Here is a 22,392-nt window from a genome sequence, read left to right on the forward strand (position 1 = left end):
TGTGTCCCACGCCGACATATACTGTCGGCCCGTCCGGACCGACACCTTATCGGCCGACCGGGCGTATCGGGGCGACATGCCCTCGCCACGCGACCGAGACGGACCACTCGATGGCCTCCGCGTTATCGACTGTTCGAGCATGATCGCCGGTGGGTTCGCCACGACGCAGTTGGCCGACTTCGGGGCCGATGTCGTCAACGTCGAACATCCGAAGCAGGTGGACCCGCTCCGCGAGTGGCCGCCCTTCGACGAGGGAACCTCGCTCTGGTGGAAGTCCATCGGGCGCAACAAGCGGTGTGTCACGCTGGATCTGAGCACCGCCGAGGGGAGCGCGCTCCTCCTCGATCTGGTCGCCGACGCCGACATTCTCTTCGAGAACTTTCGCCCCGGCACCTTCGAGAAGTGGGGGCTCGGCCCGGAACGACTGTGGGAGGAGAACCCGGGACTCATCATGGTCCGACAGTCGGGACACGGGCAGACGGGGCCACGCGCGGAAAAGCCGGGCTTCGGCACCGTCGCCGAGGGCATCTCGAACTGGGCGAACGTCAACGGCTTCGCCGACCGCAAGCCGCTCTTGCCGCCCATCAGTCTCGCCGACCTCACCGCCGCGCAGTTCGCGGTGCAGGCGGCGATGTTCGCCGTCTTCGAACGCGACATCGGCCGCGGCGGCAGCGGCGAGGGGCAAGTCATCGACGTGAGCCTCTACGAACCGCTCTTTCGGCTCTTCCTCTCGGAAGTCGAGGCCTACGACCGCCTGGGCGAGACCCGCGAGCGGATGGGAAACCACCACCCCAACGCGGCGCCGCGGAACGTCTACGAGACGACCGACGGCCACATGACGCTCTCGGCCTCCGCGCAGTCGATCTTCGAGAACCTGGCCGAGGCCATCGACCGCCCCGACTTGCTCGACGACCCGCGCTTCGCCGACAACGAGAGTCGGGTCGACCACGCCGACGAACTCGACGACATCATCGAGGCGTGGACCCGCGAGCGCACCACCGACGAGGCCATCGCGGCGATGGAGGACGCGGACGCCGTGGTCGGCCCCGTCTACGACATGGCCGACATCTTCGAGGACGAACAGTACGACGCACGGAACGACATCGTCGAGGTAGACGACCCGGAACTCGGGTCGCTGAAGACGCCGGCGCCGGTGCCCCGGTTCAGTCGCACGCCGGGTACCGTCGAGCACGCCGGCCCCCGGCACGGACAGCACAACGAGGCGGTGTTCGTGGACGAACTCGGCCTCGACGAGGCCGAATACGACCGCCTCCGCGAGGAAGGGATCATCTAATTCCCGCTGTCGAGGGCGCTCGCGTCGTGCCACTGCACCTCACGGAACGGATTTAGGACGGAAGCCCCTCATTTCCGTATGAACTACGACGCTGCGCTCGACCGGGCCTACGACACGTTACCGGAGCGAACCCGCGAAGCGGGCGACCGCCTGCAGGTCCCCGACCCCGCCGGCGAGACGGACGGCGCCTTCACCCGCCTGACGAACCTCGGCGACATCGCCGACGCGCTCTCCCGGGACGCCGAACACCTCCACCGGTCGATCCAGCGCGAACTCGGGACCAACGGCCAGTTCGACGGCGAGCGCGCCCGCTACAACGGCTCGTTCACCGTCGACGAGTTCGACGCCGCCATCGACGCCTACGTGACCGAATACGTGACGTGTACCGAATGTGGCCTGCCCGACACCAACCTCGTCCGTGAGGACGGCGTCGACATGCTTCGGTGTACGGCCTGTGGGGCGTTCCGCCCGGTCGCCAAGCGGCCGAAACAGACGTCCGACGCCGCGCAGCCGACCCTCGAGGAGGGCCAGACCTACCAGTTCCAGATCACGGGCACCGGCCGCAAGGGCGACGGCGTCGCCGAGCGTGGCAAGTACACCATCTTCGTCCCCGGCGCTCAGGAGGGCCAGGTCGTCGAGGCGTACATCGAGAACATCAGCGGGACGCTCGCGTTCGCGCAGCTGTCCTAGGCTCGCACCCTAACCCGAAAGCGAAAACGATAGCCCACCCCCGTCCGTCCTCGACCCATGCGACTGGCACGCATCTGTACGCCGAACGGACCGCTCACCGGCGAGTACGACGACGGCGTGGTGTACGCCGATGACGACGCGTACGTCGTCGGCGAGGACGCGGCGCTGATGGCGCCCTGTGATCCGGCGGCCATCTTCTGTACCGGCCGCAACTTCGGCGCCAAAATCGAACAGATGGGCGAGGGCGACCGACCCGACCGCCCCGACTGGTTCATCAAACCTCCGCACGCGCTCCACGCCCCGGAGCAGCCGATCGAGTATCCGGACTGGGTGTCCGCCTTCACGTACGCGGGTGAACTCGCGGCCGTCGTCGACGAGCGGTGTCACGACCTCTCGGTCGACGAGGTGGACGACGCGCTGCGGGGGTATACGATCCTGAACGACCTCGACGCCTACGACCAGGACCGCCGCACGGCACGGAAGGCGTTCGACGGGAGCGCCCCGTTGGGCCCGTGGATCGAGACCGACGTCGACCTCGACGGGATGGCGATGGAGACGGTCATCTCGGGCGAGCAGCGACAGTCGGCGACGACCGACGAGATGATCTTCTCGCCGCCCGAAATCGTCTCCTTCCTCTCGGAGCGCTACACCTTCCGCCCCGGCGACGTGATCTCGTTCGGCAGCCCCGCCAATCCCGGCCTGCTCGAACCGGGCGATACGATCGAGATCACCTACGAGGACGTCGGCACGCTCCGAAATACGATCGTGTCGGAGTAAGCGGGCGTCCCGCCGCCCGCGACACGCCTTTGGTGGTCCCCGACAACACTGACTCATGTTCGTCGTTGCGAACCGCATACCCGTCGCCGAGGGCCGAGGCGAGGAGTTCGAGGACCGATTCCGCGAGCGGGCGGGCCTGGTCGAGGACCGCGAGGGCTTCGTCCGTCTGGAGGTGTTGCGCCCGGTCGACGCGGACCGATACGTCGTCCTCACCCACTGGGAGTCCGAGGACGACTTCGAGGCGTGGACCGACAGCGAGGCGTTCCGAACGGCCCACAGCGAGTCGACGCCCGAGGGGCTGGTCCAGGGCCATCCGGACATCGAGAAACACCGCGTCGTCACGTCGGCGGAGCCGGAGCACTGACGAGAACCGAAAAGCGTGAGGGTGTCGGGGGAGAACCGACGGCCAACGATGTACGAGGACATCCTGCTCCCGACCGACGGTAGCGAGTCGATGGATGCGGTGATCGATCACGCGGCCGACATCGCCCGCCGCCGCGACGCGACGGTCCACGTCGTCTACGTCATCGACGACCGCTCCTTCCTGACGCTCCAAGAGGGGATGCAGGCGAGCGTCCTCGACGAACTCCGGGAGGAGGGGGAGACGGCCACCACGGCGATTGCGAGCCGTCTCGAAAGCGAAGGCGTCGCCGTCCACACGGCGATCCGAAAGGGGAACCCGGCGGACGAGATTCTGGACTACGCCGAGGAGTCGGCTATCGACCTCGTCGTGATGGGCACCCACGGCGCCGACCACCAGCGCAACATGCTCGGCAGCGTCTCGCAGAAGGTCGTGACGATGGCCGACGTGCCGGTGCTGACCGTCAACATCGCCGAGGAGTGATCACTCGGGGTCGAACTCCAGGGCAGCGGAGTTGATGCAGTAGCGTTCGCCGGTCGGATCGGGGCCGTCTTCGAAGACGTGGCCGAGGTGGCCGCCACACCGGGCACACGACACTTCGGTGCGGGTCATGCCGTGGCGGGTGTCCGTCTCGAATTCGACGGCCTCCTCGATGGCGTCGTAGAAACTCGGCCACCCGGTGCCGGAGCCGAACTTGGTGTCGGTGTCGAACAGCGCGGCGCCACACCCCGCGCAGGTGAAGACGCCGTCCTCGGACACGTCGAGATAGTCGCCGCTGAACTTCGGTTCGGTGCCGCGTTCGCGCAGGACGTGATACTCGTCCTCCGAGAGTCGGTCGCGCCACTCGTCCTCGGAGAGGTCGGCGAGGGTTCGGTCGTCGCTCATAGCTAGTGATACGACACCCAGACGGATAGCCTCGGCGTTGCTCGTGCTGCCGACTGTACGCCGACCGGATCAGGCCGAATCGGTCGTCGGCACGCCGTCGATGGCGGTCAGTTCGTCCAGCCCGTCGAGTTCGTAGGTCGGGTCGACCGATAGCTCGTACGAGCGGCGGTGCGGGCGGCGGACGAAGGCGGCGTCGAGGCCGGCGTTCCGGGCGGCCAACACGTCGGACTCGCTGTCGCCGACGAACAGCGCGGAGTCGGCATCGAGGTCACGGAGCGCCCGGTGGAGGTAGTGGGGGTCGGGCTTTTTCCGTTCGAGGCTGCGGATCGTCGGTTCGCGCCCGTAGGTGGTCTCGAAGAGGTCGCCCGTCGCGAAAAAGTCGTGCATGAACTCGACGGTCGACTGCTGGTTCGAACTGACGATGCCGCGCGGCGCGTCGACGGTGCGGACGGTGTCGAAGTCGTCGTAGAGGACGGCCCGCCCGGCCCGGAGTTCCGCGCGCTGGGCGTGCGAGGAGTGGTAGTCGCGGGCGCGCCAGAAGCGTTCGGGGTCGAGGTCGTAGGTCGCACACACCTCCGAGAGGAGGTCGGGCGTGACGCCGACCGCGAGGCGTTCGACGTCGCCGTCGGCGGGATCGGACACACCGAGCGCGTCGAAGGCCTCCCACGTCGCCCGCTGGAGGACCGCCCGTTCGATGGGTTCGACGAGCACTCCGTCGTTGTCGAACAGGACCGCCTCGTAGCTCATACCCGAGCGTTCGTGTCGGAGCGCAAAAGCGTTTCACCGGGGCTTTAATTCGATTGCCTGCGACGTTCGGGTCGATGGAGGAGGAGCGCGTCGGACGGCGATCGATCCTCGGCGCCGGGACGGCGCTGCTGGCGTCACTGGCCGGATGCGGGGGGCTGTTCATCGACCCCGAACCGACGGACACGCCGGGCGGCCGGACGCCGACGCCCGAACCGACGCCGACGCCAACGCCGGCGCCGACGGTCGAACCGACGACGACGCCGACCGCGACGCCCGAACCGTTACCGAGCGATCTCATCGACGTGCGCAGCCGCCGGCTGTCGATCCAGCGAAGCCAACTCGAGACGTTCGCGCTCGTCGACTACCGGTTCGACGTCGAGAACACCGGCAGACGGGTTATCGACGCCATCGAGTTCCGGGTGTCGCTCCGGTACGAACACGAGGACATCTCCCGCAGCGTCGGCTCGGCGTACCCTCGATTTCGGTTCGACACCGACGACGAGGACGACGGACTCCGACGCGGCGAGACCGAAACCGTCCGCGGAAACCTCCGGTTCGAACGGGATGGGCGCGCCCAGGAGTCGACCGACACCGACCGGTTCTCGATCGAACTGACGGTGCGGCGGATCGTGTCCCGGTGAGCGGGGCCGACCCCCGAACCTTTGTGGACTGCTCCCGCGAACGCGACGACCACGTCGCCGGCCACGCCGACCGACCCCCGAACCTTTGTGGACTGCTCCCCTTCCTGCGAGCGATGCGACACGCTCGCGGACCCTTGCTCACGATCGATGTCGGCACACGCGAGTGGCGGACCGAACGAATCGACGACGTGCTCGACACCTACGTCGGCGGGCGCGGCGTCGGAACGCGCCTGGCCTACGAGCGGATCCCGTTCGACGCCGACCCGTTCGGCCCCGAGAACCGCCTGTGTTTCACGGCGGGGCCGCTCCAGACGGCGACGACGAGTTTCGCCGGCCGGCTCTCCTGTACCGGTCTATCGCCACTGACCAACGGCCTCCTGTCGTCGAACGCGGGCGGGTTTCTCGCGGGTAACTTCGTCGGCGCGGGCTATCCCGCCGTCGAGCTCGTCGGCGAGAGCGACGACCTGCTGGCGGTGCATGTCCGCGAGGATGGCGTCGCGTTCGAACCCGTGCCCGACCTGACCGGGGCCGAGGTGTCGACGGTGACAGCGTGGGCGCGGGACGACCACGACCTCTCGGCGGAACACGTCGCTTGCGTCGGCCCGGCGGGGGAGAACCGGGTGCGCTTCGCCGCGATCATGACGACCGAGCACCGCGCGTTCGCGCGCGGCGGCCTCGGGGCCGCCCTCGGCGCGAAGGGCGTGAAGGCGGTGACGTGGGACGGCGACGCCGATCCTGGGCCGGACTTGGACGCGGCGGCCGAGACGGTGGCGAGTGCAGTCCACCGCGAAGCCGCCGAAAGCGACCACGTGATGAAAGACCAGGGAACGGCGAGTCTCACGTCCTTCGCGAGCGAGGTCGGCGCGCTGCCGACGCGGTACTTCTCGGAGCGCTCCTTCGAAGGAGCCGACGCCATCGGCGGCGAACAGGTCGCCGCGAAGAAGGAGGGACGGGGTACCTGTGCACGGTGTGCGTTCGCCTGCAAGTTGCCCACGTCGGACGAGGAGACAGGTATCGAGACGGAGGGCCCGGAGTTCGAGACCATCATGGCGTTCGGCAGCAACGCGGGCGTCGACGACCTGCCAGCCGTCATGCACGCCAACGACCGGTGTGACGAACTCGGCCTCGACACCATCTCGTGTGGCGACGTGGTGTCGGCGTATCTCGCCGCCGAGGACGCCTTCGGTGACGCCGAACTCGTCCACGACCTGCTGGAGAAAATCGCCCGTCGCGAGGGCGTGGGCGACCGACTGGCCGAGGGGATCCACCGCTGTCACGACGCCCTCGGCGTGGCGGACTGGACGATGAAGGGCATGGAGTTCGCCGCCCACGACGGCCGCGCGCTGGCGGGGCAGGCGCTCGCCTTCGCCACGTCGAACCGGGGGGCCGACCACCTCTACGGCAGTCTCTACGTCTACGAATACCCGCTCGTCGACCGGGAGGACGCGTTGCCGGCCGACGAACTCGACGGCAAGGCGGCCAAACTGGTCGAATCCGAAAACCACAACGCGGCGATGGATGCAGCCATCGCCTGTCGGTTCTCGCGGGGCACGCTCACCGACGAGCGGTTACGGACACTTCTCGACGCGGACCCGGGCGACCTGCAGGCGCTGGGTGCCCGCATCGTTGATTTAGAGCGGGGGTTCAACAACCGGCGCGGCCGTGACCGACGCGATGACGACGCCCTTCCGTACGCGCTCGACGGGCTAGACGCGGCGCTCGATACGTACTACGGCCGGCGGGGCTGGACGACTGAGGGCGTCGTCCCCGAGAAACGGCGTGAGCGACTGCTCGGCGAGTGAGTTACGACTGCTTCCAGTCGGGGGCGGAACGAGGCGGCGACAGGACACCGATGCCGACCGCGGGTTCGTCGCCGCGGTTCTCGGCCCCGTGTCGCTCGTCGCTGGTGAAGAGGTACGAGTCGCCGGGTCGGAGCGTGACCTCCCCGTCGTCGGTGATCGCCGTTAGCGTCCCCTTGATCATGTAACCGATCTGTTCGTTGTCGTGCCGGTGGACGGGCAGGGTCGATCCGGGCTCGACTCGCCAGCGCTTCATCGACGCTCGTTCGCCCGCTGCGAGGTCAGCGAGATACACGCCGCTCGCGACCTCCTCGCCGTCAGCCGCTTCGTCGTTGATCCGCCTCATTCGATCTGTCCCCACATCCGGCATACGAAGGGTTACTAATAAATGTTCCCGAGAAACTTTTATACTTATACAGTCGAACGGTGCGGGTATGTCAGGCGACGACACGATACGGGTGTTCCACCTGCCGTTCTCGTTCATGCTACCGCAACGGGTCGCGGCCGACCGTGGCTACTTCGCCGACGAGGGACTGGACGTGGACCTGATCGAACGGGACCGCACCTGCGTGACGAACAAGTACATTCCGGCGGAGGAGACGCTGACCGGCGACAACGACGTGGACCTCTACCCCATCTGCAAGTGGGAGAGCCTCAAGCGCACGTGGGAGTTCGACGACGGCCGCATCGTCGCCAAGGGCACGTTCGCGGACCAACCGTACGCGGTGTTCGTCCGCCCCGACGCGGACATCGAGGACCCCGCGGATCTGGCGAACACGCCCGTCGGCGTCAACCGGCGGACGGGGCAGGAGTACACCGCCATCCGCGCGCTCGAAGCGCACATGGACGAGGACGAGGTGGTCATCGAGGGTCACGGGATGCCGACGGACCGCCTGCGCGCACTCCGCGACGGCGACGTCGACGCCGTCACCCTGCTCGACCCGCATATCACCCTCGCCGAACACCTCGGCTTCGAGAAGGTCCTCGAGTTCGAGAACCACATGGGCGTCGTCGGCGCCGAGGGGCTCGAGGGCGAAACGCTCGATGCGTTCATGCGGGCGTACCGCCGCGCGGTCGAGGCCATCAACGCCGACCCCGAGGCCTACCGCGACCAGTATCTCGACATGCTCTGGAAGGACGCCGAGGTGGCGCCCGACCTCTTCGATGATATCGATACGGACGCCATCCGTGACGCCATCGAGGTACCGGAGTACGCGGTGCCGGATCTCGCGGACCGCGATGACCTCGACCATCACCTTTCGTGGATGAAACAGCGGCAGTTGATCGACGACGACGCCGACATCGACGCCATCGTCTCCCCGGTACGGTGAGCCAGCGCCACCTCGACGCCCAGCGGGCGGCGTTCGACGCGGTCCACGACGACCCGGACGACCGGCCGGTGATGCGCGCCCGCTTCGAACACAACGGCAGCCCCCGATATCTGCTGTACGCGATCAAGCGGTCCGGTTACGACCACGCCCACGGCTTCCACCTCGACGTGGCCCTCGTCTCCGACGAACTCGAAAGCGGGATGGAGACCATCCGACACCGCCTGGCGGACGGCGACACCGACCTCGTGGACACCGACTACATCTCCGTCGCCCGCGAGCGCGCCGCGGGCGCCGACATCGTCGCCGTCCACCCCTACGGGCGGACCGTCGGCGGTCTCGTCGCGCCGGAGGACTCGGCTATCGACGGATTGGCGGACCTCTCTGGCCACCGCATCGGGGTCGTGCGCCGTCTCGACAAGAACTGGATTCTGACGCGGGCGGCCTGCCGCGAGTTCCACGACTTCGACCCCGACGAGACGGCGACGCTCGTCGAGGCCGAGTCGCGGGCGGGGCTTACCCAACTCCTCCGCGACGGCGATGTCGACGCCGCACTCCAGTTCTGGCCCATCGTCCCCGAAATCGTCGACACTGGCCCTTACGAGGAGGTGCTGCCCGTCTCGGATCTGGTGCAGCGTCTTTCCGGAACAGCGAACAAACTCCCCATCGCCACCTTCCTCACCGGCGAGACGTACCTGGAGGAGAACGCGGCGACGGTGCGGGCGTTCACCCGCGCCGCTCGCGACGCCGCCGACCGCCTCACCGAGGACGACGACATCTGGACGACCATCGGCGAGCGACTGATGACGACCGACGACCCCGCCGTCGTGCGCGCGGTGCGTGACGGGTGGCGGGAGATGGTGGTGCGGGACTGGGACGAAGAGAGCGTCGAGGGAATGCATCGCCTGTTCGCTCACCTGACCGCCGTCGCCGGAAGCGAGGCCCTCGGCGTCGAGGAGATTCCGGCGGGCACGCTTCAGCCAGAGCCATGAGCGCCCTTTCCCGTCTCGCTGTCCGGCGATCACGACACCGAGATGACCGGTCTCAGGGAAATTTTATCACGGTACAGTCGCACCCTGGGCGTGTGCCGACCACGAACCACGCGGCGCGCTCCCGATTCGGCCCGTCTCCCGGCGGCGCCGTGCGCGCCGAACTACCCCGCCGATCTCCTTTCGCTTTCCGATCACCATGAGCCAAAGCCACATCGAATCCCAACAGGACGCACTCGACGAGTATCACGACGATTCGGGCGACCTACCGGTGATGCGCGCCCGCTTCGAACACAACGGCAGTCCGCGCTACTTGCTGTACACGATCAAGCGGTTCGGCTACGATCTGGATCACGACTTCCATCTCGACGTGCAGCTCGTCTCCGACGCCCTCGAAGACGGCATCGAGACGGTCGAAGCCCAACTCCAGGAGGGCGCCGCCGACCTCATCGACATCGACTACATCTCCATCGCCCGCGAGCGCGCCGAGGGCGCCGACATCGTCGCCTTCCACCCCTACGGGCGAACCGTCGGCGGCCTCGTCGCGCCGGAGGACACGGACATCGACGGATTGGCGGACCTCTCCGGCAAGCGCATCGGGGTCGTGCGCCGTCTCGACAAGAACTGGATTCTGACGCGGGCGGCCTGCCGCGAGTTCCACGACTTCGACCCCGACGAGACGGCGACGCCCGTCGAGGCCGGATCGAAGGTCGAACTCACGCGGATGATCCGCGACGGCGAGGTCGACGCCGGCTTCCAGTTCTGGCAGATCATCCCCGAAATCACCGAGACGGGCCCCTACGAGAACGTCCTGCCCGTCTCGGAACTCGTCCAGCGGCTCTCGGAGACGGAGAACAAACTTCCCGTCGCCGCCTTCCTCACCAGCGAGACGTATCTGGACGAGCAGCGGGAGACGGTGCGGGCGTTCACGCGCGCCTACCGCGACGCCGTCGACCGCCTCGTTGAGGACGACGAACTCTGGGAGGAAATCGCCGAGAAACTCATGACTTACGACGACCCCGAAGTCATGCGCGCCGTGCGTGACGGCTGGCGCGACATGGTCGTCCGCGACTGGGACGAGGAGAGCGTCGACGGGATGTATCGGCTGTTCGATCACCTGCAAGCCGTCGCCGGCGCCGAGGCTCTCGGCGTCGACGAGATTCCGGAGGGTACCTTCAACACCGACCCATGAGCGACACCGTCACCTTCCAGCTGAACTGGGAGCCCAACGGCTTCCAGGCACCGTACTTCCTCGCGCGTCGCGAGGGGTTCTACGACGACGAGGGTCTCGACGTGGAGTTCGTCGAGGGCCACGGCTCCCCGTTCGCCGCCGAACAGACGGCGAAAGGGCGAAGCGACCTGGGTCTGGCCGGCGGGAGCGCCGTCCTCTCCGTTCGGAGCCAGGGCCTCGATCCGCTCGCCGTCGCGGCGGTCAGTCAGAAGACGCCCGCGACCATCTACAGCCTGCGGGACGTGTTCGGCGAACCGTTCACCGACCCCGAACAACTGCGCGGCCGGACGGTCGCCCCCTCGGCGACCAAGACCCGCATCCTGACGCTGCAGTTGCTCGAAGACCGGGGCATCCGCGACGACGTCGAGGTTCACGACGTCCAGAAACACACGCACCACCGCGTCGAACACCAACTGCTCGATGGCGATGTCGACGCCGCCGTCGGCGTCGTCACCAACGGGAAGGAACTCGAACGCGAGTACGATCGGATGGCCGACGAACTCCTCATCGGGAACCACCTCGACGTCTACGGCATGACCGTCGTCAGCAACCCCGAGTTCGCCGCGTCGAACCCCGACACCGTGCGGTCGTTCCTCCGGGCGACGGCGCGCGGATGGGAACTGGCGACGACCGACCCCGACCGCGCCATCGACGCGCTCATCGACCGCAACGCCCAACTCGAACACAACCGCGCGGTCGAACGCATGAAGTTCCTGGCCTCCGCCGAGGACCTGCAGTTCACGGAGTTCGTCCGCGAGGCCGGCTGGGGCCACCACGACGGCCGGCGCTGGGAGAACCTAGCCGAGATGCTCGCCGAGACGGACCTCCTCGAATCGTCGGTCGATCCCGACGAGGCGTGGACGAACGAGTACGTCGACGAGTCGGACCCCGTCATCGCGAACTACGCCGAGCGCATCGGGCGGTAGCTACGCGATTTTCCCGCCGAGTTGCCAGAGCGCACGGTACACGGTCCAGGGGTCGCGGTCGGCCCGATCGGCGACCGCTCGGACCGCTTCGAGATATCGCTCGTAGTCGTCGGCCGTGAGGTCGGTCGGATACGAGCCGTCGAGTTCGCCGGTCACGCGGAGCGCCCGCCAGGCCCGCGGGTCGACGGAGACGTAGCGATCCGGGTGGGTGAAGGCCAGAAACGCCGCGGCGACGGCGATATCGACGCCGGTCAGCGCGGTCAGTCGCTCCACTTTCGTCTCGAACGCGTCCGCCCGCGCGGCGCCCTGGATGGCGTCGACCATCGCCTCGTAGTCGTTGTCGAGAAACTGCGACTCGGCGGCGCGGCGTTCGGCGTCGGAGACGGAGCCGACGCGCTGGCGGCGACGATAATACCACTGAACGACCCACTCGGCGCCGCGCCGGCCGAACGCGCCGTCGGCGAACACGGGCGGGAGCGTCTCGGTGTGTTCGCGCTCGACCAGGTCGAACGGCTCGTCGCGTTCGTATTCGTCGACCAGTTCGTCGATGGTCGCGGGAGTGAGGTCGGTCTCGTTCGTCCCGTCGTTCCGGTCCGTCATACGTTCCTATTCGTCCCCCGACGGGTGAACGTTTTCGTCGCTCGGCGGGGGCGCCGAGATGACGACAAGACTGGACAGATACCGACCGTGACCGCCGGATAGACCCGGTTACCCACGGTACCGGATGACAACATTAATGGCTGACCATCCTGATTCTTCACACATAATGTCATCCGACTCAAGCAGCGAATCGGACGGGCCGACCAAGACGATCTGCCCGTACTGTGGTGTGGGCTGTGGCATTCAGATTTCGCAGGACGACGAGGGTGAAGTCACGTTCCGGCCGTGGGGCGACGCGCCGGTCAACGAGGGGAGCATCTGTATCAAGGGTGGTGCGGCGACCCAGTCGGTCAACCACGAGGACCGACTGACCGACCCGCTCATCCGCGACGACGACGGCGAACTGCAGGAAGTCTCCTGGGACGAGGCCTACAGTTACATCGTCGACAACATGGAGCGCATCCGCGACGACTACAGTCCGCAGGCGATGGGCTTCTATGGCTGTTCGAAGGCCATGAACGAGGAGAACTACCTCATCCAGAAGCTCGCCCGTCGCTACGGCACCAACAGCGTCGACACCTGTACCCGAATGTGCCACTCCTCGACGGTGTACGCGCTCAAGAACAGCCTCGGCGAGGGCGCGATGACCAACAGCATGGAAGATCTGGAGGAGGCGGCGGACGTCTTCTGGATCCAGGGCGCCAACCCCGGCGAGCAGCACCCGATCGCGAACAGCCAGTACTTCCGGCAGGCCGTCCTCGAGGGTGCGACGGTCATCCAGGTCGACCCCCACGCGAACAAGACCACGCAGTCCTTCGAGATCGACGAGACCGACCGGCACATGCATCTCCAGCTGGAGCCGGGGACCGACATCCCGCTGCTCAACATCGTCATCAAGACGATTCTGCAGAACGACTGGGTCGACGAGGAGTTCATCGCCGAGCGCACCGAGGGCTTCGAACACCTCAAGGAGACGCTCGAAGACTTCGACAAGGAAGAGGCCGCCGAGGAGTGCGGCGTCCCCCTCGAAGACATCGAACTCGCCGCCGAGAAGTACGCGATGGCGAACAACGCCGCCATCTTCACCGGCATGGGGATGAGCCAGCACACCTGCGGCGTCGACAACGTCCAGAACGAGATCAACCTCGCGCTCATCACCGGCAACCTGGGCCGTCCGGGCACGGGCGTCAACCCGCTCCGCGGGCAGAACAACGTCCAGGGCGCCTCCGACGTGGGCGCGATGCCGAACGTGCTGCCGGGCTACCGACCCGTCAGCGACCCCGAGGTCCGCGCGGACGTCGAGGAGGTCTGGGACTTCGAGATTCCGTCCGAACCCGGCCTGACCAACGTCGAACTCTCCCACGAAATCGGCGACACCGTCCACGGGCTCTACATCATGGGCGAGAACCCCGTGATGAGCGAACCCGACACCAACCAGGTCGAGAAGCGGCTCGAAGAGTTGGAGTTCATGGTGGTTCAGGACATCTACGAGACGGAGACGGCCAAATACGCCGACGTGATCCTGCCCGCCACCTCGTGGGCCGAGCGTGACGGCACGGTCGTCAACACGGACCGCCGGACCCAGCGGATGCGCGGCGTCGACAAAGTGCATCCGAACACGAAAGACGACCTCGAGATCCTCTGTGACGTCGGCAACCGGCTGTTCGGCGACGGCTCCTTCGACTTCGAGGGTCCCGAGGACGTGTTCGAGGAACTCCGCCAGGTTGCGCCCATCTTCCACGGCATGACCTACGACCGCCTCGGCGAGGAGGGCATCCACTGGCCGTGCTACGAACCCGGCGACGAGGGTGACGACTACCTCTACGGCGACGGCTTCACGACCGAGAGCGGTCTCGGGCAGATCGAGGGCGTCAACCACCAGCCGCCGAAGGAGACGCCCGACGAGGAGTACCCGCTCATCCTCACAACGGGCCGCATCATCGAACATTACAACACGGGGACGATGAGCCGGCGCTCCGAGACGCTCAACCGTGTCGAACCCGAGAACTTCGTCGACGTTCACCCGAACGACGCCGAGGAGTACGGCATCGAGGACGGCGAATACATCACGCTCAAGTCCCGACGCGGTGAGATCGAGGTCGAAGCCCGCGTCACCGAGGACATCAAGGAAGGCACCGTGTGGACGACGCCGCACTTCGCTGACTCCGCCGGCAACCGCCTCACGAACGACGTGCTCGACGAGCGCGCGAAGATTCCGGAGTACAAGGCCGCCGCCGCCGAAATCGAGGTCACGGTCGACACCGACACCGCGGACGCGCCGGCCGACGACTAAGGCGCGCCGCCGAGTTTCTTTTCGCCGAGGTCCTCGACCAGTCGCGTATCGCAGTCCGTGCACGTCGCCATCAGCACGCGCTCGGATTCGGTACAGCAGGTTTCGATGGTCTCCGTCTCGTCGCGGTTGAGCGCCCCGTCACAGAGTGGGCAGCGATCGAGATACTTCCGGAGGTCACGGAGCGCCGCCACCCGATCGTCGGAGTCGAGTGTGTCCCAGTCGTCGTCGCCACGATCGGCCAGGACCGCGGCCGCCGCGGCGTCGGCCAGGAGCGCGGACTCCGAGAGCCACTGTCGGAGACTGCCGTCGACGACGTACGCCACGCCGCCGGAGACGCCCGATGCCTCCGGAACGCCGAGCAGGGTGGCCACGTCGTCGTCGTCGACGCCGTCAGTCCGCAGCCGCTCGATCTCGTCCTGCCACGCCGACGCGAACGAGCCGACGAGACGGCCGCCCTCGGGCGTGGCCCGGACGGCCGTGCCGTCGAGCGGCGCGAGCGAATCGGGGAGCCGTAGCTCCTTCCCGAACAGTCCGAGCACGCGTGGCGGGAGATATCGCATCGTGAGCGTCGGCGTTCCGGGAACGAGATAGCCGCGGAAGTAGATGGCTCCCAGTGCGACCGTAAGCACGAGGAGGCCACCGAGCGGGGTGAGGACGAACGCGGCCACGGCGGCCGCGAGGAGCGCGATGCAGACGTTCACGACCGTACAGGGGAGACACCGATTCTCGCCGGTGTACTCTGGACGCCGCAGTCGATCTCCGACAGCGCTGAGTTGGGTACGCATCGCTCTCGGGTTGGGTGTGCACCTCGAAAAAAGCTGTGCGCTGGGGTCGACTTACTCGTCGCTGCGACGCAGGGCGCCGTAGGCCGCGGCACCGACAGCCGTCACGGCCGCGCCGACACCGAAGCCGGGACCGTTGCCGCTGGTCTCTTCGCCGCCGTTGCCGCCGTCGCCGCCGGATTCGGTCGGCGTTGCAGTGGCGGTCGGCTCCGGCGTCGCCGTGGCGCCACCGGAGACGTTGAACTCGCCGCCCTCGTCCATGTGTTCCTCACAGAAGTACGTCGCCAGGTCGCCGGTGGCCTGGAACTGAACGGTCTTGGTCACGCCGCTTTCGAACACGTAGTCACCACGCCGGACGACGCTGTCGTCGCTGTTCGCGATGACGAGGTTGTGCCGGGCCGTTCCGGACTGGCTGGATTCGGGGACGTAGCTGTTCGTCCACTGGATGGCATACCGGTTGCCAGCCTCGACTTCCAGCGTCGGGTTGGTTTCGCCTTCGATGCTGGAGGGCGCCCGGCCGACGAAGCCGTCCTCGGTCAGTTCAAGTTCGAATGTCTGGGCCTGCGCCGTCACGGATCCCACGGCGCCAGCGAGTCCAGTCGTCGTTGCTGCGGCACCGATCAGGAATTTTCTTCGCGTCGCCATATCGGTCCAGTGTATCCCGCATTAAATAAAATTATGGGAATATCACTGAGACACACTGGCACGGCCGCAGCGCTATCGGCCTGGAAAAAAAGGAAGAAGTCGGTAGTGACGCGTTACTCGCTGAGGCCGAAGACGGCGACGGTGGAGCCACGACGGCCGCCGTGGAGCCAACCGGAGCCACCGACCTGAACCGCGACGTACTGCTTGCCCTCGCCGGGGTCGTACCAGCTGGAGAGCGACGAGCAGATCGGCGCGCCGAGCTGGAACTCCCAGAGTCGGTCACCGTTCTCGCCGTCGTAGGCGATGATGTGGCCGGTCTGGGTACCCGTGAAGGTCAGGCCGCTTGCGGTCGTGATGGAGCCGCCCCAGAGATAGTCGCTGGTGACATCCTGGGAGATCCAGTCACGCCAGACCCGTTCACCGGTGGCGGGGTCGACCGCGATGACGGCACTGAGGTTGCCGTTCCAGTTGTCGGGTTCGTCGACGTCGGGCCAGTCGTTGAGGCCGCCGCCCCAGTAGGTCTGACCCGCTTCGTACTGCGCCTCTTCCCAGAAGATCTCGTGCGGTGCGTTGTTCTGGTTGAGGTACACGAGTCCCGTTTCGGGGTTGTACGACGGTGGCTGCCAGTCGTTGCCACCGTGTGCGCCAGGAACGAAGGCGACCCGACGGTCCTCGTCCGTGTGCGGAATCATCTTCCACATGTTGATGTGCTGGGTCGTCTCCTCGGACCGTTCGAGGAGCTGCCCGTTGTTGGCGTCCATCGTGTAGACCCAGGATGTCTTGCCGGGGCTGATGACGACGTCTTGCGTCTCGCCGTCGCCCATCTCCATGTCGTTGACACGGATCTTGGTCGCCGAGGAGTCGTAGTCCCACACGTCGTGGGGGGACTCGCCGTAGTGCCACTGGATGGAACCGTCGTCGACGCTGAGCGTCAGCGTCCCGATGGTGTAGCGGTTCGGACCGGGACGGACGGTGCCGTCGAAGTCCGGACCGGGGTTGCCGACCGGGGCGTGGAGCATGCCGCTCTCGGGGTCGAGCGTCGGCGTCATCCACACCGTACCGGCGCCGTGTTCGTGGGAGTCGCCGGCCCATTCCTCGGGCGGCGTCGTGTTCGTGCGCCAGATCTCGCTCCCGTCGCTCGGGTTGAGTGCGGCGACGAAGCCGCTGACGCCGTACTCGCCACCGGCAGAGCCGGTGATGACCTTGCCTTCGTGGACGATCGGAGCCCACGTGGCGGAGTAGCCGATCTCGTGGTCGCCGGTCGACGTGTACCACACCTCTTCGCCGGTGTATCGGTTGAGTGCGACGACACCGGAGTCGAGCGTGGTCATGAAGACCTTGTCGTTGTGGACGGCGAAGCCACGGTTGTTCGCGTCACAGCAGAGAAGGAGCCCCTGCGGGTTCGCGTACGTGTAGCTCCAGAGCGTCTCACCGGTGCGGGCGTTGATCGCTTTCGCGTGGTTCGGCCCGTTGGTCTGGTACATGACCGGCGGGTCGCCGGGCACGACGATCGGGACGCCTTCCATGCTGGAGGCGACGCCGCTCTGGACCAGGTACTCGAGTTCGAGATTGTCGACGTTGTCCGGCGTGATGACATCAGCAGAGGTGTGACGCTGCTGCTGATAGCCGCCACCGTACATCAGCCAGCTGGTGGGGTCCTCTTTCGCAGAGGCCTCCCGCATGTCCTGGGTGACGTTTTTCTCCGGAATCTGATCGATATCGAACTGCTGGGTGATGGACTCGTCGGGCAGGTTCGTCAGCGTGTACCCGTCCTCGACCTCCACCATCTCGATGTTCTGTGCGGCCTCTACTGCTTTGTCGTGTTCGTGAATGCTAGCCATGCGTTACGCACCTCCCGTGCGTGGGGCGCGCATTTCGTCCGTGATGCGCATCACATCGTTCGTCAGATCTTCCTGTCCGACGATCATCATCGCCGCGCCAGCGGACAGCGCAGCGGTGAGCTGCGCGTCGCTGAGCTCCTGAGCGCCGGCGAGATCTTCGGCGGCGCTCGAGAGCAGGTGCAGACCGGCGTACATCTGCTTGAGGTCGCCGTAGTTGTTGTCGAGGATCGTATCCGTCAGCAGCACCTCGTTCTGCCAGAGATACGTGTCGAGGTAGTCCGTCCACAGCAGCACACCGGCCGCCGATCGCTGGTGGAGCGGAGCGATGTTTGCGGGGTCGAACCCTTCGACGCCGGCCGGGATGTTCTTCGTCGGCACCCACATGGCCAGGCGTTCCTTGTTGTTGACGACGTTGACGACCGTCGAAGTCAGTTCCTCTTCACTGTAGCCGAGTTCGTGCAGCGCGGACGCGAGTGCGCCCGTGTTGATGAACTCGCGCGCCGTCGCCCCGATGTGCTCGGGGGTGAACTCCGGAAGGTGTTCCTCGACGCTCTCGAAGAAGCCGACTTCGACGAGATGCTCGTGGATAGCCCAACCGGGCTCGGCGAGCTGCTGGTACTCCGTGCTTCCCTCGGCCGGGACGCCCATCGCCCGCAGCTCCGGAAGCCGGGTGATCTGTTCTTCGAGGGAGGCGAGCTCGCTACCGAGCAGACCTGCGTCCAGTTCGCCGGTCAGGTCCTCGCTGATAGCTTCGCCCATCGCGGCGAGTTCCCCCGCCGCTTCGCCTTCTACTTCGCCCCTGAGATCGCTCAGGGTGAACTCACTACCTGCTGCCACTGCGCCGGTGAGCCCGACGACCTTGAGGAACTGTCGACGATCCTCTTGGCCGATTTCGGGCATTCCGTCGTTTACATATTGCGACATGCCATACCACTCCGTACGTAGCGTAGGAATTGTCTATATTTAACTTTGTGATATATTTCACAATTTAGGATGTTAATTAAATTAGTCTGTATAAGGGGATATAGAGCGAAACGTCGTAGCCGCGAGAATGGGAGCGTCTAGCCGCTGTTTGCCGAATTTGTTCGCGTTATCGGACCGTGATATGGCCTATCATGCCCGAGGCTGCGTGGGGCACGCAGACGTACGTGTACTCGCCGGTGACTTCGAAGGTATGGCGGTAGGTCGTTCCTGCTTCGTCGAGCGAGACGTGGTTGATTTCGTCGCCCGAGATGTCGTAGCTCGCGAACGGGTCAGCCCCTTCGGGGAGTTCGACGTCGCTGTGGGCGTCGGGATGCCCCGAGACGTTGTGGCCGCCGGAGTCGAAAACCCACTCGACGGTGTCGCCCTGGGAAACAGCGGTGTTCGCAGGGTCGAACTCGAGGCTGCCACCGGGACCGACGGTGATCGTCGCGTCTGCCGGTTCCGAGGGCGTCGATGTCGGCGTCGCTGTTTCCGTTGCCGTTGCCGTCGCCGTTTCCGTCGGCGTTGCCGTTGTCTCACCGTTTCCGCCGAAACATCCAGCGATTCCGGCGAGTGAAACACTGGCGACCGTCGCTGCGAACTTTCGTCGTGACAGAACCTCTTTCGGCTGCTTTGAGACCATCGAGTCGAACTTCGCTTTCGGGGCAATAAATGTGGTGAAAATCCGTCAGTGACTCCCACACACGGCCAGAAGTGTACCTCTATCTATACGACAGCGGACGGTCGCCCGCAGTTTATATACCCTGTAGCGCCAAAGGGCGAGCGTGCGAATTCGAGAGTTTCCGGTCCTCGGCGACGAGGACGAACGGACGGTCGAGACGTTCGCCGCCGGTCTCGACCGCGAGGCGGCACGCGTCCTGGCGTATCTGGTCGGTCGCGAGGAGTCCGACCGGTTCGCCGACGAAGCGGCCTCGCGGCTCGCCGTCCGCGTCGGCGTCGACCTCGGCCGCGGCCGCGTCTCCGACGCGCTGTCGACGCTCACGGAGCAGGGGCTGATCGCGGAGACGACCGTCGAGAGCGAAGCCCCGGGGCGGCCGCCGAAAGGCTGGCGCGCCGCGGACGGCCGCGACTCGACGGGCACGCACGTTCGTGCCCACCACTCCGCGGCGTTGCTCGACCGCGCGGCGACCGTCGGCTCGGCTCTCGGCGACGACATCGCTGTCGACACCACCGGCCCGGCGCCGGACGACCGGGACGCGGGCGCCCTCGACATCGGCCTCAACTGGGAGCCAAACGGGCTCCACGCCCCGCTGTTTGCCGGCGCCTACGCCGACCACGGCGTCGACGTGACGCTCACCGGCTGTCGGGGATCGCGTGCGGCGCTCTCGGCCGTCGCCGACGGCGATGTCGACATCGGCCTCACCGGCGCCGCCACACTTCTTCGCGCGCACGAGGCGGGTCACGACCTCGTCCCGCTCGCGCTGTACTACCAGCGCGCGATGGTGGTGCTCTACACGACGCGATCGGTCTTCGGCGGGCCGCTCCGGAGCGTCGAGGATATCCGCGGCCGTCGGGTCGCCATGCCTGACGGCTCCGAAACCGGCGCGCTCGGCCGCCTGTTCCTCTCTCAGGCCGGCGTCGTCGACGACGTGACCGTCGTCAGAGCCGACGGCGAGGAGCGCGAGGCACTGCTCGGCGGCGACGCCGACGTGGCGACCGGCGTCTTCACCGACCCGCTCGAACTGGAGGCGGCGGGTCACGACGTGGACTCCGTGCTCGTCGCCGATCACTTCCCCGTCCCCGGTCCCGCGTTCGTCGTCGACCGCGAGACGCTCCGGGAACGCCCCGACGCAGTCCGTGGGTTCCTGGAGGGAACGATGGCGGGGTGGACCGCTGCGCGACTGGATCCCGCGGCCGCCGTCGACGCCGTCGTCGACCGCAACGGCGAACCGCCCGCGGCCGAACGCCGCAAACTCGAGCAGGCGATCGACCGCTTTGCGGACAGCGACGCCGTGGACAAACACGGCTGGGGCTGGCACTCCGTCGAAACGTGGCAGCGACTCGCGATCGCTCTCGAACAGGCGGACGCCCTCGGGATCCCACCATGATCTCCGTCGACAACCTCTCCGTGAGCTACGGCGACCTCCGCGCGCTCGACGCTGTCTCGCTCGATATCGCCGACGGCGAGTTCGTCACCATTGTCGGCCCGTCCGGCTGTGGCAAGACCACGCTCCTGCGGACCATCGGCGGCCTCGAAACGCCGACGACGGGCCACGTCAGCGTCGACGGCGACCCGCCCGAAGTCGCCCAGTCGGCCGCCCGCCTCGGCTTCGTCTTCCAGGATCACACCCTCCTCCCCTGGAAGACGGCCCTGGAGAACGTCACGTTCCTCCGCCGGATGGCGGGGAAGGACCCCGACCCCACCGGCGCCCGTGAACTGCTGGCGACGACCGGCCTCGACGGCTTCGAGGACGCCCGCCCCGCCGAACTCTCCGGGGGGATGAAACAGCGCGTCGCCATCGCACGGGCCATCCACCTCGGCGCCGACGTGTTGCTCATGGACGAGCCGTTCGGCGAACTCGACGAGATCACCCGCGACGAGATGGGGGTCGAAATCCTCCGCCTGTGGCGCGAGAACCGCAAGACGGTCGTCTTCGTCACCCACAGCGTCCCCGAGGCGGTCTTCCTCGGTGACCGCTGCCTCGTCGTTTCGGGCGACGACCGTCCAGACGCCGGGTCGACGACCGGCGACGGCGCCCCCGGCCGCATCGTCGGGGAGTTCGACATCGACCTCCCCCGCCCCCGCGACGAGTCGGTGTTCGGCTCCGAGGCGTTCGGCACCCAGGTCGCCCGGGTGCGCCGCGCGCTCCACGGCGACCGATGAGCGTCGCGGACCGCGTCCCGCTCCCGGACGTGGTGTTGCCGGTGTCGGCGCTGGTCGCCGCCGTCGCGGGCTGGTGGGCACTCGTCGTCGGCTTCGCGGTTCCTCCCTACCTGCTCCCCTCGCCGACAGCCGTGGCCACGCGCCTCGTCGACAACCCCGACCTGTATCTGTCCCACGCGACGGAGACGCTCCGAAAGATCGTCGCGGGCGGCGCGGCCGGCATCGCCGTCGGGTTCTCGCTCGCGCTCGTCGTCTCGGCGGTGCCCGTTCTCCGGCGGGCGATCTACCCCTATCTCGTCGCCGCCCGTGTCCTGCCGAAAATCGCCATCGCGCCCATCTTCCTCATCTACTTCGGCGTCGGCTTCGGAACGGCCGTGCTCTTCGTCGCGCTCGTCGTCTTCTTCCCCGTCGTCGTCGGGACGGCGGCGGGCCTCGACCGCACGCCCGACGCCCACCTCGATCTGTTGCGGTCGGTCGACGCCGATCCGCTCCGGACCTTCCTGGCCGTCCGCCTCCCGCACGCACTGCCGGATGTCTTCGCGGGCGTGAAACAGGCGGTCACGCTCGCGGTGGTCGGCGCCGTCGTCGCCGAGTGGATCCTCTCGAACGACGGACTGGGCGCGCTGATCCTCGTCGCCTCCGAGAACGTCCAGGTGGACGTGATGCTCGCGGCGCTGGTCGTCCTCCTCCCGATGGGACTCTTGCTCTACGGCGGCGTGACGCTCTGCCAGCGCGCCGTCTCCTGGCAGTGATTC

The 22,392-nt window shown here is 66.9% G+C and carries 24 protein-coding genes; 15 read left to right on the forward strand and 9 right to left on the reverse strand.

Annotation, left to right across the window (positions count from 1 at the left end; genetic code table 11):
* Positions 1–76: 76 nt before the first annotated feature.
* The 5 genes from MXB53_RS04440 to MXB53_RS04460 all read left to right on the forward strand — a co-directional run bounded on the left by MXB53_RS04440 (position 77) and on the right by MXB53_RS04460 (position 3,605).
* Positions 77–1,294 carry a CaiB/BaiF CoA transferase family protein gene (locus tag MXB53_RS04440; RefSeq protein ID WP_248895992.1) on the forward strand — a complete coding sequence of 406 codons (1,218 nt, stop codon included), beginning with the start codon at positions 77–79 and terminating at the stop codon, positions 1,292–1,294.
* 78 nt (positions 1,295–1,372) lie between these two features.
* A complete protein-coding gene (locus MXB53_RS04445) occupies positions 1,373–1,984 on the forward strand; it encodes a translation initiation factor IF-2 subunit beta (RefSeq protein ID WP_248895993.1) in 612 nt (203 codons plus the stop codon).
* 57 nt (positions 1,985–2,041) lie between these two features.
* Positions 2,042–2,761, forward strand: a complete 720-nt coding sequence (locus MXB53_RS04450) for a fumarylacetoacetate hydrolase family protein (RefSeq protein ID WP_248895994.1) — start codon at positions 2,042–2,044, stop codon at positions 2,759–2,761.
* Positions 2,762–2,816: 55 nt separating this feature from the next.
* Positions 2,817–3,125 (forward strand): antibiotic biosynthesis monooxygenase family protein, encoded by a 309-nt coding sequence (locus MXB53_RS04455; RefSeq protein ID WP_248895995.1) that lies wholly within the window; start codon positions 2,817–2,819, stop codon positions 3,123–3,125.
* 48 nt (positions 3,126–3,173) lie between these two features.
* Positions 3,174–3,605 carry a universal stress protein gene (locus MXB53_RS04460; protein WP_248895996.1) on the forward strand — a complete coding sequence of 144 codons (432 nt, stop codon included), beginning with the start codon at positions 3,174–3,176 and terminating at the stop codon, positions 3,603–3,605.
* Here MXB53_RS04460 and msrB read toward each other — a convergent pair whose 3' ends face one another.
* Together msrB and MXB53_RS04470 are read right to left on the reverse strand one after the other, a co-directional pair.
* Positions 3,606–4,007 carry a peptide-methionine (R)-S-oxide reductase MsrB gene (msrB, locus tag MXB53_RS04465; RefSeq protein WP_248895997.1) on the reverse strand — a complete coding sequence of 134 codons (402 nt, stop codon included), beginning with the start codon at positions 4,005–4,007 and terminating at the stop codon, positions 3,606–3,608.
* Between the two features lie 69 nt (positions 4,008–4,076).
* A complete protein-coding gene (locus tag MXB53_RS04470; RefSeq protein WP_248895998.1) occupies positions 4,077–4,754 on the reverse strand; it encodes an HAD family hydrolase in 678 nt (225 codons plus the stop codon).
* Positions 4,755–4,828: 74 nt separating this feature from the next.
* Between MXB53_RS04470 and MXB53_RS04475 the strand changes: the two genes are divergently transcribed.
* Together MXB53_RS04475 and MXB53_RS04480 are read left to right on the forward strand one after the other, a co-directional pair.
* Positions 4,829–5,395, forward strand: coding sequence for a hypothetical protein (locus MXB53_RS04475; RefSeq protein WP_248895999.1), 567 nt, complete (start codon positions 4,829–4,831; stop codon positions 5,393–5,395).
* Between the two features lie 113 nt (positions 5,396–5,508).
* Positions 5,509–7,197: an aldehyde ferredoxin oxidoreductase C-terminal domain-containing protein gene (locus tag MXB53_RS04480; protein ID WP_248898067.1), complete on the forward strand. Its 1,689-nt coding sequence runs from the start codon at positions 5,509–5,511 to the stop codon at positions 7,195–7,197.
* Position 7,198: 1 nt separating this feature from the next.
* Here the strand turns inward: MXB53_RS04480 and MXB53_RS04485 are convergent, their stop codons facing one another.
* Entirely contained in the window at positions 7,199–7,540 is a 342-nt protein-coding gene (locus MXB53_RS04485) for a cupin domain-containing protein (protein WP_248896000.1), read from the reverse strand.
* An 88-nt stretch (positions 7,541–7,628) separates the two neighbouring features.
* On the opposite strand from MXB53_RS04485, the gene MXB53_RS04490 reads away from it, so the two are divergent.
* From MXB53_RS04490 to MXB53_RS04505, 4 genes are all read left to right on the forward strand, one after another.
* Positions 7,629–8,525 (forward strand): ABC transporter substrate-binding protein, encoded by an 897-nt coding sequence (locus MXB53_RS04490; RefSeq protein ID WP_248896001.1) that lies wholly within the window; start codon positions 7,629–7,631, stop codon positions 8,523–8,525.
* The gene (locus MXB53_RS04495) at positions 8,522–9,514 is read left to right on the forward strand and encodes an ABC transporter substrate-binding protein (protein WP_248896002.1); all 993 of its coding nucleotides are present in this window, start codon (positions 8,522–8,524) and stop codon (positions 9,512–9,514) included. The genes MXB53_RS04490 and MXB53_RS04495 overlap by 4 nt, the downstream gene beginning before the upstream one ends.
* A 196-nt stretch (positions 9,515–9,710) precedes the next feature.
* Positions 9,711–10,703, forward strand: coding sequence for an ABC transporter substrate-binding protein (locus MXB53_RS04500; protein ID WP_248896003.1), 993 nt, complete (start codon positions 9,711–9,713; stop codon positions 10,701–10,703).
* Positions 10,700–11,668 (forward strand): ABC transporter substrate-binding protein, encoded by a 969-nt coding sequence (locus MXB53_RS04505; protein ID WP_248896004.1) that lies wholly within the window; start codon positions 10,700–10,702, stop codon positions 11,666–11,668. The genes MXB53_RS04500 and MXB53_RS04505 overlap by 4 nt, the downstream gene beginning before the upstream one ends.
* On the opposite strand, the gene MXB53_RS04510 is transcribed toward MXB53_RS04505, so the two are convergent.
* Positions 11,669–12,268 (reverse strand): hypothetical protein, encoded by a 600-nt coding sequence (locus MXB53_RS04510; RefSeq protein ID WP_248896005.1) that lies wholly within the window; start codon positions 12,266–12,268, stop codon positions 11,669–11,671. It abuts the gene before it with no gap.
* A gap of 166 nt (positions 12,269–12,434) precedes the next feature.
* Between MXB53_RS04510 and fdhF the strand changes: the two genes are divergently transcribed.
* The gene (gene fdhF, locus MXB53_RS04515) at positions 12,435–14,561 is read left to right on the forward strand and encodes a formate dehydrogenase subunit alpha (protein WP_248896006.1); all 2,127 of its coding nucleotides are present in this window, start codon (positions 12,435–12,437) and stop codon (positions 14,559–14,561) included.
* On the opposite strand, the gene MXB53_RS04520 is transcribed toward fdhF, so the two are convergent.
* The 5 genes from MXB53_RS04520 to MXB53_RS04540 all read right to left on the reverse strand — a co-directional run bounded on the left by MXB53_RS04520 (position 14,558) and on the right by MXB53_RS04540 (position 19,435).
* Complete coding sequence (locus tag MXB53_RS04520; protein WP_248896007.1) at positions 14,558–15,346, reverse strand: DUF8054 domain-containing protein; 789 nt, start codon at positions 15,344–15,346, stop codon at positions 14,558–14,560. The two genes, fdhF and MXB53_RS04520, sit on opposite strands and share 4 nt — an antisense overlap.
* Before the next feature lie 51 nt (positions 15,347–15,397).
* On the reverse strand, positions 15,398–15,988 hold the full coding sequence (locus tag MXB53_RS04525) for a PGF-CTERM sorting domain-containing protein (protein WP_248896008.1): 591 nt from the start codon (positions 15,986–15,988) through the stop codon (positions 15,398–15,400).
* Between the two features lie 113 nt (positions 15,989–16,101).
* Positions 16,102–17,829, reverse strand: a complete 1,728-nt coding sequence (locus MXB53_RS04530) for a pyrroloquinoline quinone-dependent dehydrogenase (protein WP_248896009.1) — start codon at positions 17,827–17,829, stop codon at positions 16,102–16,104.
* A 3-nt stretch (positions 17,830–17,832) separates the two neighbouring features.
* Positions 17,833–18,753, reverse strand: a complete 921-nt coding sequence (locus MXB53_RS04535; RefSeq protein WP_248896010.1) for a hypothetical protein — start codon at positions 18,751–18,753, stop codon at positions 17,833–17,835.
* Between the two features lie 166 nt (positions 18,754–18,919).
* On the reverse strand, positions 18,920–19,435 hold the full coding sequence (locus tag MXB53_RS04540) for a plastocyanin/azurin family copper-binding protein (RefSeq protein WP_248896011.1): 516 nt from the start codon (positions 19,433–19,435) through the stop codon (positions 18,920–18,922).
* Between the two features lie 142 nt (positions 19,436–19,577).
* Between MXB53_RS04540 and MXB53_RS04545 the strand changes: the two genes are divergently transcribed.
* From MXB53_RS04545 to MXB53_RS04555, 3 genes are read left to right on the forward strand one after another with little or no spacing between them, the layout of a single operon-like run.
* Positions 19,578–20,861 (forward strand): ABC transporter substrate-binding protein, encoded by a 1,284-nt coding sequence (locus MXB53_RS04545; protein ID WP_248896012.1) that lies wholly within the window; start codon positions 19,578–19,580, stop codon positions 20,859–20,861.
* On the forward strand, positions 20,858–21,637 hold the full coding sequence (locus tag MXB53_RS04550) for an ABC transporter ATP-binding protein (RefSeq protein WP_248896013.1): 780 nt from the start codon (positions 20,858–20,860) through the stop codon (positions 21,635–21,637). Before MXB53_RS04545 ends, MXB53_RS04550 begins: the two co-directional genes overlap by 4 nt.
* Positions 21,634–22,389, forward strand: a complete 756-nt coding sequence (locus tag MXB53_RS04555; RefSeq protein WP_248896014.1) for an ABC transporter permease — start codon at positions 21,634–21,636, stop codon at positions 22,387–22,389. The genes MXB53_RS04550 and MXB53_RS04555 overlap by 4 nt, the downstream gene beginning before the upstream one ends.
* The last annotated feature ends 3 nt before the right edge of the window (positions 22,390–22,392 follow it).

This window comes from Haloplanus sp. XH21, from assembly GCF_023276355.1.
Classification (GTDB): domain Archaea; phylum Halobacteriota; class Halobacteria; order Halobacteriales; family Haloferacaceae; genus Haloplanus; species Haloplanus halobius.